This is a genomic window from Microbulbifer aestuariivivens (assembly GCF_039545115.1).
In the GTDB taxonomy this organism is placed as follows: Bacteria; Pseudomonadota; Gammaproteobacteria; order Pseudomonadales; family Cellvibrionaceae; genus Microbulbifer; species Microbulbifer aestuariivivens.
In genome coordinates this window covers 112,905-126,608 of the sequence record NZ_BAABRT010000008.1, presented here as the reverse complement: position 1 = coordinate 126,608, position 13,704 = coordinate 112,905, and the positions used below count along the sequence as shown (strand labels likewise).

Sequence of the window (13,704 nt, the reverse complement as noted above, 5' to 3'; positions counted from 1 at the left end):
ATGAGGGAGCCATGACCAATGTGACCGGTCCCGGCACCGGCGGCCGCAAGTTCATCGTGGCCGACGACCACCCGCTGTTTCGCGCAGCCCTTTGCCAGTCGATCCGCGCCACTTTTGCCGATGCCGAGCTGATCGAAGCAAAAGACATGGACAGCCTGCAGCGCTGCGCCACGGAACACGCTGACGCCGACCTGCTGCTGCTCGACCTGCATATGCCCGGTGCCCAGGGCTTCAGCGGCCTGATTTTCCTCAGCGGCCAACACCCCCAACTGCCGGTGATGGTGGTCTCCGCCAATGAAAAACCGGAAGTGATGTGCCGGGCGGTGGATTACGGGGCCTGTGGCTTCCTGCCCAAGTCGGCGCCGGTGGAGACCATCGCGGAGGCATTGCACGCGGTGCTGGCCGGCGATGTGTGGCTGCCGGCGGAAGTGGCCAGCCAGTGCGCGACAGAGAAAAGCGGCCCGAATGAGATTGCCGATGTGGTGGCAACACTGACCCCGCAGCAGTTTCGCGTGGCCACCATGCTGGCGGAGGGGCTGCAGAACAAGCAAATCGCCTATGAACTGAATGTCACCGAGGCGACGGTGAAGGCCCACCTCACCGCCCTGTTCCGCAAGCTGGGGGTCAATTCGCGCACCCAGGCGGTACTGGCGATCAGCAGCCTGGACGTGGAGGCGCCGGGGCAGTTCACACCGCCAGCGAAGTAGCGCCCGCTCAGCGGATACTGACCCGGTGTTTACCCGCCGCCTGCCCCGCCGCCTGCCCTGTTGCTATCTGGCGCTTTTCGCCAGCCGCCGCACCAGGTTGCGCAGTGCCGCCGGCTTGACCGGTTTCGGCAGATAGAAAAGACCGGCGTCCCGCGCACTGTCGCGCACCGCCTCGGAAATATCCGCACTGATCAGGATGCCGGGCACCTCCATACCCCAGGTATCGCTCAGTGCCCGCAATGCCTCAATGCCCGTGGCCCCGCGGTCCAGGTGATAGTCGGCGATCACCAGCTGCGGCGGGGCGCCGTGCCAATGCCGGCGCGCCTCCTCTAAAGAGCGGGCAATCGTCACCTCACAACCCCAGCCCTCAAGCAGGCTCTGCATGCCGCGCACGATGGCCGTCTCGTTGTCGATACACAGCACCCGAACGCCGTTCAACTCGGCACTGGCCACGACCGGCTCGGCGACCGCCGCCGCGCTCGCGGGTTGGGCCGGCACCCCGGCGGGCAGAAGGATGGAAAAACAGGTGCCGCGCCCGGGCACCGAGTGCAGGCTCAGAGGGTGGCCCAGCAGTTCGGCGCTGCGCCGGGCGATGGCGAGCCCCAGCCCCAGCCCCTTTTCACTGGCGCTTTCCGACGACGACAGGCGCACGAACTCCTCAAAAATCTGCGCCTGCGCCTCCTCGGCAATGCCCGGGCCGGTATCCAGCACCTGCACCTCCAGCCCGTCAGCGCGGCGGCGCACACCGATCAGCACCCGCCCCCGGCGCGTGTACTGCAAGGCGTTGCCGAGAAAATTCTGCAGGATACGCCGCAGCAGGTGACGATCGCTGTAGACCCAGGCGCTGCTGCGCGGGTGGTGGAGCTGCAGGCCGCGATCGGTGGCAATGGCCTGAAATTCCGCCACCAGCCCGTCGAGCAGATCGCTCAGGGGGAAGTGCTCCCGCTTCGGCGTCAGCTTGCCGGAATCGAGCCGGCTGATTTCCCGCAGCGCGCCGATCAGGTGTTCGGCGGACTCCAGCGCGCTGTCGATATTGGAGATATCCGCCATGGTTTCCGGCCACTGCTGCCGGGCGGCCCGCTGCTGCGCCGAGGCGATAAACAGCCGCGCCGCGTTGATGGGCTGCAACAGGTCGTGGCTGGTATGGGCGAGGAAGCGGGACTGGGCCGCGTGCAGCGACTGCAACTCCGCGGTGCGCTGTTCAACCCGCTGCTCCAGTGTGCGCTGGTTTTCCTCCAGCGCATCCACCGCCGCGCGGTAGTCGCTGATATCGGTAAAAGTGGTCACGAAGCCGCCGCCGGGCATGGGGGTTCCGCGCACCTCGACAATGACGCCATTGGGCAGGCGCCGCTCGAAACGGTGCGCGCCGCCATGACGCAGCAGCTGCAGCCGTCGCTCCACCTGGGCATCCAGATCCCCGCTGTCGCCGTAAAGCCCGCGCTCTGCGTTGTGGCGGTAGAGCCGCTCCACCGGGCAGCCGATGTACAGCAGCCTCTGCGGATAATCGAACAGCTCGCGGTACTGCTGGTTCCAGGCCACCAGCCGCAACTCCCGGTCGACCACGGAAATCCCCTGGCTGATGGTTTCCACCGTGGTCTGCAAAAGCTCCTGGCTGAAGCGCAACCTCTGCGAGGTGCGGTCCACCAGCCGCGCGATATCCTCCACCTTGAGGGGTTTGTTGCGCCGCAGCAGTTCGACCACCTGCTGGGCGGTGCCGGAGCCGACAATGCCGGCGAGCATCGCTTCCGCCTCCCGCAGCACAAACCGGGGAGCGCGATCATCCGGCAGCAGCCGCTGCCCCACGCGCAGCTCAAACCCCTGCCAGATTTCATCCAGGCGGTCGGCGCCGATAAACGGCTGCATCAGGCTGTGCAGCTGCCCCACCTGCACACTGGTCGGGGCCAGTTCCGCACGGGGGCTCATACTGCGCGCGCCCTCCTCCACAAAGGCGCTGGCCTGGCGCAGGTCGCGGCTGTCATGGCGGCTCCAGACCGACACCAGCACAAACAAGACGACATTCGCCAGCAGGCTCCAGAACACGCCGTGGCTCAGCGGATCGAGGTCGGTGAGCCCAAACAGCGCCTGCGGCCGCAGCCAGGAGATGCCCCCCAGCCCCTCGCTGATCAGCGGCTGTCCGGGAAATACCGCCGGCAGCGCCAGGGTGAAAAACCACAGGGCGTAACCGGCGACAAGGCCGGCCCAGACCCCATAGCGGTGCGCGCCGCGCCAGTAGAGGCCGCCCACCAGCGCCGGCGCCAGCTGCGCTGCGGCGGCAAACGACAGCAAGCCGATCGGCGTCAGGGTCTCCAGCCCGCTGAGGGCGCGGTGCATGCCCCAGCCCATCAGCATCAGCAGCAAAATACTGAGCGCGCGAATCTGGCGCAGGTAGCGCCCGAAGGACACCGCCGACAGCGAGGTGAAACGGCTCAGGAACAGCCAGACCGGCGCCACCAGCTCGTTGGAGATCATCACCGCCAGTGTCACCGCCGCCACAATCACCATCCCGGTGGCCGCGGAAAAGCCGCCCAGATAGGCCAGCGCGGTCAGTTCACTGCTGCCCGCCACCATGGGTATCGACAGCACCAAACTGTCTGGCGAAAGCTGACCGCTGGCGGCAAACGGCTGCCCCGCCATGGCGATGGGCAGTATCAGCATGGCGAACAACAGCAGGTAGAGGGGCAGCAACCAGCGCGCGGTCTGCAGGTCTTTTGGCCCCTGATACTCCACCACCGCCATATGGAACTGCCGTGGCAGGCACAGGATGGCGGCGGCGGCGAGCAGCGTCTGCGTCAGGAAGTTGGCGTCCACAATCAGGGGGTCCCAGCGGCGCGCCGGCAGCTGGCCCGAAGCCAGGGGCTGCATAAACATCAGCCAGCAGGCAAGCCCCGCCACTGCCGCGAATGCCAGCAGCTTGACCAGGCTCTCCAGCGCGATGGCACTCACCATCCCCCGGTTGCGCTCGCGCCCTTCCAGATGGCGGGTGCCGAACAGAATGGCAAAAAGGCCCATCAGCAGCGCGGTCACCAGCGCCGTATCCAGATCCCAGGCCGGTGTGCCGGTATCACCGGAGCCAACGGTATCCCAGGCCATGGTCAAACCGCGCAACTGCAGGGCGATATAGGGCAGCGTGCCGATAATCGCCAGCACCGTGACCGTGGCGGATAACCCGCGGCTCTTGCCGTAGCGGGAGCCGATAAAGTCGGCGATGGAGGTGATTTTCTGCCGCTCCCCCACCGTGACCAGTTTGCCCAGTAGCGACCCACCCAGCAGAAACAGCAGGATGGGGCCGAGGTAGATGGGCAGGTAGCTCCAGGTGCTGGCCACCGCCTGGCCCACCCCGCCGAAAAAGGTCCACGAGCTGCAGTAGACCCCCAGCGCCAGCGCATAGACCCGCGACCGACTGCGCTGGCTCCAGGCGCCGCGGCGCTCCGCCCACCAGGCCACGGCAAACAGCAGGGCCACGTAAACCAGGGCAAAAAAGAGCAGAAAGGGCTTGCCTATCATGGTGCTGTCAGTCCGGCGCTGCTTGCTATTGCTGTTACTGCTGCTGCGAAGATAGCCGATAGCGGCCAGGTGTGGCTATTAGCGAATGGTAGAGCCTGGGCGCATTGAGTGGCGTTCCGACATCAGCCACTCACTCGTTCGCCGTTGACAAGCCGATGGCCTGAACTACTTTCTGCTTATCCCAATCATTGCCCGCTTATCCACTGCTGCGGCCATCGGGCTAGTCAAAAACCCTGTTAAAACGAGCACTTTTTATGATCATCGCCACCGATATGCCCGAGGTTAGCAAATGCGTTATCAGCCAATGTGCCTACAACGCCGATGAGAGCTGCCATGCCCGCGCCATAACCGTGGGGGATGGCGACAATCCCGACTGCGACACCTACTTCCACAACAGCAGCCACACCCACAGTCATCGAACCGCCGGCGTGGGCGCCTGCAAGGTGGCCACCTGCGACCACAATCAGGATTTGGAGTGCTGTGCCGACAGCATCGAGGTGGGTGAGCAGGAAGGGGAAGTGCGGTGCATGACCTGCACCAGCCATTGAGCGCCTGCCGCTGCGCCATGGAGCCGCTGAACGATGATTCCGAAAGCGCGCACAGGCGCTTGGCAAACTGTGACTAGTTGAAAACAGGAATGCTTTCGTCGAGTGTCACCCACCGCGCCTTAAACTCGGTAAAGACCTGAATCTGGGCGGGCATATCGAATTCTGAGGTTATGCCGCCCTTGGCCAGATAAATATGGCCAGGAAATTTATCATCATTGACACAGCTAATCGTCGAGCCACAATTTTTGCAAAAGGACTTGGAGAAGTTTTCTGATGCCTGATAGTGAGCAATGTCGTCCTGCCCGGATCTTATGCTGAATTGAGCCGAAGGGATCACCACCCATGAGCTGTAATCGGCACCGCTTAATGACCGACACATATTGCAGTGACAGTTAAGCGCTATGGTATGCGGCAGCACTGCGGTCCACTCAACAGCGCCACAGTGGCATTTTCCAGATATTGAATTTTTCATTTCACTCTCAGAAAAATTAAACAACAGCAGCAGCCGTTATCGAAAGGCAACAACGGCCTTCCACACCCCTCTGCACATCCCTCTGCACATCTCTTTAAATGCCCATACCTTTTCATTCCCAGGCAGTTAATTTTGCGAAGTTTCATTGCCACTGGCCCGGGATAACCCTGGGCAAGTCATTGGGGGAGAAGGCAGTTTTGGGAGAGATGATTGAGGAAAGATACTTTGGGAAAAATACTTGGGGCAAATTGGGGCAAGGCAATTGGCAGACTAGCGCAGGGGCGGTAAGCCCAGAGTATACAGCACTGGCGCAAAACCTCTGCGCCAGGCTGTTTGGCAGCGCTGCCGTCAACCAATACCTTGCGGTTTATCCGGCATCGGCCTGGGCGGATTCAGGCTTGAACACGCTGCGGTTTTCTGCAGGCGCATTCTTCTTGGAGGGGGATTCCCAGATGATGCCGCCCTGATCCTCCTTGCGCTCGATCCAGGGCCGGTAGCGCTGCTCGAGCACCTTGCGCTTGACCTTCATGGTGGGGGTCAGGAGTTCATTCTGCGGCGTCCACTCATCCACGGTGATGTATATACCGGAGATGCGCTCGTGCTGGGCCAGCTCCTCATTGACCGCCGCCAGGGTTTTCTCCAACTGGCGGCTGACATCCTCTCTGGACATGCTCTGGGCAAGTTCTGACAGGGTTGCCAGCATCACAGGCTGCCGCAAGCCATGGCCCAGTACGCAGACCTGCCCCAGCAGGGCTTCATCGCCGAACAGGCCTTCCAGGCTCGGCGGCTGCACAAACTTGCCTTTGCTGGTTTTGAAGGTGTCGGAAATACGCCCGGTGACATGCAGCAGGCCGCGGTCATCGATAAAGCCGGAATCCCCGGTATGGTAGTAGCCATCGCGCAGTACCTCGGCGGTTTTTTCCGGCTCGAGATAATAGCCTTTCATCAGCGCGCGGCTCTTGAACAGGATTTCGCCCTCGGGGGAGATTTTCACCTCGCAATCCCAGAAGGGTTTACCCACCGTGCCCGGTACCGGGGTGTCCTCCATATGGGTGATACAGCCATAGATGAAGTTCTCGGTCATCCCGTAGCCGTCGGTGACCATCAGGCCCATCTGGTGATACCAGCGCAGCAGGTCCACGGAGATGGGGGAGGCGCCGGTCACCAGCATGCGGGCCTGATCGAGGCCCAGTCCTTTCTGGATTTTGCGCTGCAGCCAGCCGCGCAGGCCGGGCACGCTGAGGAGGAATTTCTGCAGCGCCGGCGGCATCTTCGCGTCGATCCCCTCCTTGAACTTGGTCCACAGGCGCGGGACCGAGAAGAACATGGTTGGGCGCGCCTGGCGGAGGTCGTCGACGAAGGTTTCCAGCGATTCGGGGAAATAGATCGGTGTACCGGAGTACAGGCTGTGAAACTCGATCACGATACGCTCGGCCGCGTGGGCCAGCGGCAGGTAGGAGAAGAAGCGGTCGCTCTCATCGTAGCCAAAACCCCGCACCATATTCGGCACGGCGAAGCTGATGGCAGACCAGGTGTGCATCACGCCCTTCGGGTGCCCGGTGGTGCCGGATGTGTACATGATGGTGAACACATCGTTTTCGTCGAACAGGGGGCTTTCCGCATAGGGGCGGTGGGATTCGAGCAGCTCCTCGAGGGTGCTGTCACAGTCGATTGCACAGCGCTGGATAGCCACGGTGGGCTGCAGGCTTGAAACCTCTGTCAGCGCCTTGTTGTCATCACTGGCGCCACAAAACAGCACCTTGCTTTCTGAGTGCTCCAGCACGTAACGCATGGAGCTGGCAGACTGGCCCGGATAAAGGGGCACGCTGACCATCCCCGCCAGCATGATGCCGATATCGACGATAATCCAGTCGGCACAGTTCTTGGCATGAATGGCGATACGGTCACCGGGCTCGAACCGTTCCACCAGGAAGCTGGCCACCCGCCGTGCACGGTCCATCACATCGCCCCAGGTGTACTCGCGCCACTCGCGGTTCCACATCTGGCGCAGGTAAACCTCTCCTCCCTGCTCGCGCTCTCTCTCGTAGAGTACTTCCAGTGGCTGTTTGCCAGCCACGCTTTTGTACTTTTGCTCTGGGTTCATGGTGCTTGCCTTGCGCTTTCTCTTATTTTTCTGTATCGCATTCCGGGTAACCCGGCAGCGAAACCTAAGCTGATTCCGCCACAGGGTACTCTGTACTTCTCCGGCCAGACCAGATCAACTCGAAGTTTTGGCGAAGTTTTGGCGCAATATTCCCCCAATGAGTCCGAATCCCAGTGACCCAATACACCCATGGAGTCTTGGGCGACAACATCGCGGGGGTTTGCAGGCCCGCGCCCACAAAAAAGCCCGGCGCTGCCGGGCTCAAAATCATGGGGCGGATGCCGGATTTATTCCGGCAGGGAGTCGAAGCCCATGTTGTAGAGGGTAAAGCTGAAGATATCCGCGTACTGCTCGATGCTTTTGGAAACCGGCGTGCCGGCGCCGTGACCGGCTTTGGTTTCGATGCGGATCAGCGTCGGCGCAGGGCCCGCCTGCTTTTCCTGCAGCTGCGCGGCAAACTTGAACGAGTGTGCCGGCACCACGCGATCATCGTGATCGGCGGTGGTCACCAGGGTTGCCGGGTAGCGCACATCGGCTTTGACGTTGTGGACCGGGGAATATCCCATCAGGTACTGGAACATCTCCTCGCTGTCCTCGGCGGTACCGTAGTCATAGGCCCAGCCGGCCCCGGCGGTAAAGGTGTGGTAGCGCAGCATATCCATTACCCCCACGGCGGGGAGCGCCACCTTGAACAGGTCCGGCCGCTGTGTCATGACCGCGCCTACAAGCAGACCGCCATTGGAGCCACCGCGAATGGCCAGGTAATCGCTGGACGTATATTTGTTGTCGATCAGGTATTCGGCTGCGGCAATGAAGTCATCGAATACGTTCTGCTTTTGCAGTTTGGTGCCGGCCTTGTGCCACTCCTTGCCATACTCGCCACCGCCACGGAGGTTCGGCACCGCGTAGATACCGCCGAGCTCCAGCCAGGCGGCGTTGCCGATACTGAACGATGGCGTCAGGCTGATGTTAAAGCCGCCGTAGCCATACAGAATGGTTGGGTTTTTGCCATCCAGCTGCAGGCCTTTTTTGTAGGTGATCATCATCGGCACACGGGTGCCGTCGCGGGAGGTGTAGAACACCTGCTTTGACTCATAGAGATCCGCGTCGAAGTCCGCACCGGACTCGCGGTAGACGGAAGACTCTCCCGCTTTCACGTCGAAAGCGAAAATGGTGGAAGGTGTCTTGTAATTGGTAAAGGAGTAGTAAAGGGTTTCATCCGCTTTTTTGCCGCTGAGGGAGGTCGCGCTGCCCGGTCCCGGCAGGGCAATTTCCCGCACGCGCTTGCCGTCATAGTCGTACTGGTAGACTTTTGACAGCGCATCCACCATGTATTCGGCGAAGAAATAACCACCGCCGATGGAGGCGCTCAGGACGTTGTCCGTTTCCGGGATAAAATCCACCCAGTTTTCCGGCGCCGGGTCGGCTGCGTCAACGGTCACCACTTTCTTGTTGGGCGCCTCGCGGTTGGTGACCAGGTACAGCTTGCTGCCCACGTTGTCGATCACGTAGGTATCCGATTCAAAATCCGTAAGCACCGGAGTCAGCGGCGCGTCCTGCCGGCTGAGATCGCGGATAAACAGATCATTGCCGGAAGTGGAAGTCGCGCCGGAAATCACCAGATAGCGATCGTCCTCGGTCACGTAGCCCTGCACATAACGCCGCTTTTCTTCCGGTGTGCCGCCGAATACCAGCCGGTCTTCCGACTGCGGCTGGCCCAGTTCGTGGTAGTAGAGTTTATGCTGGTCGGTCTTTGCGGACAGCTCGCTGCCCTGGGGTTTGTCGTAACTGGAATAGTAAAAACCTTCGTTGCCTTTCCAGGAGATTCCGGAGAACTTCACATCGACCAGAGGCGCTTCCAGCTCCTTCTTGGTTTCCGCATCGATCACAATGATCTTGCGCCAGTCACTGCCGCCCTCGGAGATGGCGTAGGCGGCAATGGAGCCATCCTTGGAAAAACTCAGTGACGCCAGGGAGGTGGTGCCATCCTCACTGAATTGATTCGGGTCGAGGAAAACTTCCGGCTCGGCGTCGCCTTTCTTGCGCCACACCACCGACTGATCCTGCAGACCATCATTGCGGTAAAAGTAGGTGTACTCGCCCTCGGTGAACGGGCTGCTGACCTTTTCGTAGTTCCACAGGGATTCGAGCCGCTCTTTCAGGGTCTCCCGGTAAGGGATGCCCTCCAGGTAATCAAAAGTGACCTCGTTCTGGGCCTTGACCCAGGCTCCGGTCTCCTCGCTGCGATCATCTTCCAGCCAGCGGTAGGGGTCCGCCACTTCGGTTCCAAAGTAGGTATCCACAACGGCATCCTTGCGGGTTTGCGGGTAGGTAACGCCAGCGGCCGGTATTGCTGCCGCGCCCTGGGTGGCGGTGGGTGGGGTCTCACCCGAGCAGGCGGCCAACAGGCCCACTACAGCGAGGGAAGAAAGTTTTCTCATAAATCGATCCCGTAGGTTTCCTGATCATATCTGCAGGCTGCTGTTTGCGCGCTTCTTATGGCACTGCCTTTTTCGCGCAGCGAGTTCGGCGCAGCACAAATTCAGCGCCTGCCATACGCCTGCAGCAAACCCTGTCTGCGGTCAAAGTTCAAGTGTCGCGCAAACGCCCACAGACGACAGGATTTTCCGCGCCGAAAAAGCCACCCAGCAAAAAATCATCTGGAAAACCGGCCATTAACAGACAAAATACCTGCTCACTTCAGAGGCCAGAATTTAGAGCGGGAGAGAGAGCGGGAGAGAGAGCGGGTGTGAGAGCGGGTGTGAGAGTGAGAGTGAGAGTGAGAGTGAGAGTGAGAGTGAGAGTGAGAGTGAGAGTGAGAGTGAGAGGGACAGAGCGAGAAAGACAAAGGGGCAAAGACACAGAACAGGTGCGAGAAAGCGAATACCACTTTGCATGGCGCCGCATTCCATGCCGAAACCTATGCCGTAACCTAAGCCGCAACCTAAGCCGTAAACAATGCAGCGGGGGCAATGAAGCCCGACCAATAAGCCCCTGAGCAGGTCACAGGGGCTGCCTGTGAAAATGCGGGCAATAAAAACACGGCAAATAAAAAATGCCACCAGCGGTCAATGCCACTGTCTGCAGTGGCGCACTGGCGGCACGCACCCGCGGTGGCCGGATCATCAATCCATTCATGATCGACTCACAACCCGACTCACCGACCGATCCACAAGCCAACCCACAAGCCGAGCCACAAGCCGGCTCACAGGCCCAGTCGGCGGTCAGTTCGGCGGCTGCCTGCCCGGGTTGTGCACAGCAGCCTCGCCGAGGGTGGCACAGCCCCTGCCGGTAGCGGGATCGCGGGTGCACTGGTATACACGCACATAATCCACTTCCATTTGCTGGGGGAAGGCGCTCTCGTCGATACCGGTGGCGTTGACCTTGCCGGCCCAATTGCCGCCCACCGCCAGGTTCAGCAGCAGGTGGAAGCGGCGGTCGAAGGGGGCGTGGGGGCTGTCCGGCGCGGCTCTTGAGTACCAGCCATCGCTGGTCTGGGTGGCGTAATGAGTACCGTCCACATACCAGCGAATCTCGCCCTCTTCCCACTCCAGCGCGTACTCGTGGAAACCGTCGGCGGGGTTGGCAGCGCCCGGCAGGCGGTAGGCCTCGCCACTGTAGACATTCTCCGGCGCCGGGCCACCGTAGTGCAGGGTGCCGTGCACCCGGTCCTCGCCACCCACGTGCAGGTTCACCGCCTCCATGATGTCGATTTCGCCGGAGCTGGCCCACTGGCCGTATTCCCAGTCAGTGGGCAGCATCCACACTGCCGGCCAGGTGCCCTGGCCGCGCGGCAGCTTGGCGCGGATTTCGAAGCGGCCGTATTTCCAGTCGCCCTTGCCCCGGCTGCGCAGGCGCGCGGAGGTATAAGTCCCGCTGCCGCTGCGATCCTGCGCATCGTAGCCGGGGTGATCGTCCATCAGCGCCGGGCCTGTCGCGTCCTTGCGGATCGCCTTCAGGTGCAACCGCCCGTCGGCAACCCAGATATTTTCCCGGTCGTCCACGTAACACTGGGCTTCATCGTTACCGCCGCCCCAGCAATTGCGCTCATAACTCCACTTGCCGATATCCAATGCGGTGCCATTGAAGTCGTCCCGCCACACCAGACAGTAGCCGCTTGCGAGCGGCGCGCCGAGGCAGTTCAGGCCGCCCGCTGACGCCTGTGCCGCTCCGCTCAGGCCGCTAGCGTCACTTTCACCGCTAGCTTCACTTTCACCGCTATCGCGTTCGCCCGGTCCGCTCACCGCACTGCTGCCACTGCAGCCGGCGATGGCAGCCGCGGCCAGGATGACTGCGGTCAGGATCGCGGGTGTCATACGGCGATAAAATCGATTTGCCATTGCCATGGCCACTGCTGCCATTGCCGCCATCACGGTTGGTAGGTGAGGCCAAAGCCATAGGGAAACAGCGGGTCGTACTGGGCGTCACCCACATTGATGGGGATCTGCTGCAGGTTGCGGGGCCAGCTGACCGGCAGCTTGCCGCTCGGCGCGTAATCACCGAAGAGCACATCCGCCACACCATGGCCTTCGCTGCCCGGCAGCCATGCGGCAACGAATGCCTGCCACTGCGGCAGCTGTTCGCTGATCAGCAGCGGGCGCCCGGAAACCAGCACCACCGCAGTGGGCACACCGCTCGCCTGTACTTTCTTCAGCACCGCCAGCTGCTCGTCGCTCAGGGTCAGCGGCTTGCACAGTTCGCACGGCGCCTCGCGGTAGTCCCCCACGCCTTCGGCGTAGGGCTGCTCGCCCAGCACAACGATGGCCACATCGTGGCCTGCAGCGCCTTCGCCATCGGCGCTGTAGGTGACTTCGCCGCTGGCGGCGGCGCGGATGCCTTCGAGAATGGTGGTGCCTTCGGTGATGTCACCGGCCTTGCCCTGCCATTCGATGGTCCAGCCGCCGGACTGCAGGCCGATGTCATCGGCATGGGTGCCGGCAACGAAGACCTTGCTGTTCTTCGCCAGCGGCAGCAGGCCGCCTGTGTTTTTCAGCAGCACCAGAGATTCGCGCACCGCCTGGCGGGCCAGCTCACGGTGTTCCCTGTGGCCCAGCAGCTCGCCGGCTTGCGGGTCGCTGGCCAGTGGCGGCAGCGGGTGCTCGAACAGGCCCGCGGCAAGCTTGACCTTCAGAATGCGGCTTACCGCATCGTCAATGCGCGCCATGGAAACTTCGCCCGCCTCCACCGCGGCGGTGAGGTCGGTGATGAACTGCTGCCATTTTTCCGGCTCCATCACCATATCCACACCGGCGTTCACGGCGCGCACCACACGCTCGCGGTTGGTCTCTGCGGGAATCTCCTTCAGCGCCTCCCAGTCAGAAATGGTGAAGCCGGCAAAGCCCAGCTCGCCTTTCAATACGCCGTTGTTCAGCTCGGCATGCTCGTGCATCTTGGTGCCGTTGACGCTGCTGTAGGAGATCATCACGGTGCCCACGCCGCCATCCAGCGCCGGCTTGTAGGGGGCGATATGCAGCTTGCGCAGCTCCTCGTCAGAGACCTGGGTGTCGCCGCGATCGATGGCATAGTTTTCGTCACCAGTGCCGTAGCTGGTGCCGCCGTCGGCCACCCAGTGCTTGGCGGTGGCGACGATCTTGTCGTTTTTGAGGGTCGCGCCGTCGAGGGGGCCGCCCTGCAGGCCAGCCACCAGCGGCCCGGCAAACTCCGCCACCAGTTCCGGCGATTCGGAGAAGCACTCGTAGGAGCGCCCCCAGCGCTCATCCCGGGTCACACACAAGGTGGGCGCAAAGGTCCAGGACACGCCGGTGGCCGCCACTTCGCGGGCGGTGGCAGCGCCGATCTCCTGCGCCAGCTCGGGGTTACGGGTGGCGCCGAGGCCGATGTTGTGGGGGAAAATAGTGGCTCCCATCACGTTGCTGTGGCCGTGTACCGCGTCGGTGCCATAGATGATGGGAATGCCGAGGCGGGTTGCGCCGGCCGCATCCTGATAGGCGCCGATCATCTGCACCCAGTCCGCACGGGTATTCTTGCCGGGGAAGGAGCCACCGCCGTTCAGGATCGAACCGAGGTGATAGTTCTTCACATCTTCCGGGGTGGCGTGGCGGCGCTCGGCCTGGGTCATCTGGCCGACCTTTTCCGCCAGTGTCATCTGGCTCACCAGTGCCTGCACGCGGCGGTTCAGCTCCGCGCTCTGCGCCCAGTGGGCGTTTTCAGGCGCGGCGCTATCGATCAAGGTGGTGTCGGTCAGGGTGTTGTCGGCCGGCTCGCCGCCGGAGCAGCCCGCCAGGGCCAGCAGCAGCGCCAGGGCGCCGGTGCGCTTGGTGAATGTTGGGTGACTGTGCATATTCTCTCCTCGACGTGCGGGTCAGCGGCACGCGGCCCGCGTTGGTCTCCAGCTTGCAAAAGCACAAT

8 protein-coding genes are annotated in these 13,704 nt (G+C 62.2%); 2 read left to right on the top strand and 6 right to left on the bottom strand.

The annotated features are described in order from the left end of the window. The first annotated feature begins 11 nt into the window (after positions 1-11). Positions 12-707, top strand: coding sequence for a LuxR C-terminal-related transcriptional regulator (locus tag ABEA58_RS06740; protein ID WP_345549996.1), 696 nt, complete (start codon positions 12-14; stop codon positions 705-707). 63 nt (positions 708-770) lie between these two features. Here the strand turns inward: ABEA58_RS06740 and ABEA58_RS06735 are convergent, their stop codons facing one another. Then, a complete protein-coding gene (locus ABEA58_RS06735; RefSeq protein ID WP_345549994.1) occupies positions 771-4,211 on the bottom strand; it encodes a hybrid sensor histidine kinase/response regulator in 3,441 nt (1,146 codons plus the stop codon). Between the two features lie 254 nt (positions 4,212-4,465). On the opposite strand from ABEA58_RS06735, the gene ABEA58_RS06730 reads away from it, so the two are divergent. Beyond that, positions 4,466-4,759: a DUF1540 domain-containing protein gene (locus ABEA58_RS06730; RefSeq protein ID WP_345549993.1), complete on the top strand. Its 294-nt coding sequence runs from the start codon at positions 4,466-4,468 to the stop codon at positions 4,757-4,759. Between the two features lie 73 nt (positions 4,760-4,832). Here the strand turns inward: ABEA58_RS06730 and ABEA58_RS06725 are convergent, their stop codons facing one another. The 5 genes from ABEA58_RS06725 to ABEA58_RS06705 all read right to left on the bottom strand — a co-directional run bounded on the left by ABEA58_RS06725 (position 4,833) and on the right by ABEA58_RS06705 (position 13,636). Further along, positions 4,833-5,231, bottom strand: coding sequence for a GFA family protein (locus tag ABEA58_RS06725; protein ID WP_345549992.1), 399 nt, complete (start codon positions 5,229-5,231; stop codon positions 4,833-4,835). A gap of 367 nt (positions 5,232-5,598) precedes the next feature. Beyond that, complete coding sequence (locus tag ABEA58_RS06720; protein WP_345549990.1) at positions 5,599-7,335, bottom strand: AMP-binding protein; 1,737 nt, start codon at positions 7,333-7,335, stop codon at positions 5,599-5,601. A 287-nt stretch (positions 7,336-7,622) separates the two neighbouring features. Next, complete coding sequence (locus ABEA58_RS06715) at positions 7,623-9,776, bottom strand: prolyl oligopeptidase family serine peptidase (RefSeq protein WP_345549988.1); 2,154 nt, start codon at positions 9,774-9,776, stop codon at positions 7,623-7,625. 783 nt (positions 9,777-10,559) lie between these two features. Further along, positions 10,560-11,675 (bottom strand): glycoside hydrolase family 16 protein, encoded by a 1,116-nt coding sequence (locus ABEA58_RS06710; protein ID WP_345549986.1) that lies wholly within the window; start codon positions 11,673-11,675, stop codon positions 10,560-10,562. 29 nt (positions 11,676-11,704) lie between these two features. Further along, positions 11,705-13,636, bottom strand: a complete 1,932-nt coding sequence (locus ABEA58_RS06705) for a glycoside hydrolase family 3 protein (RefSeq protein ID WP_345549985.1) — start codon at positions 13,634-13,636, stop codon at positions 11,705-11,707. Between the last annotated feature and the right edge of the window lie 68 nt (positions 13,637-13,704).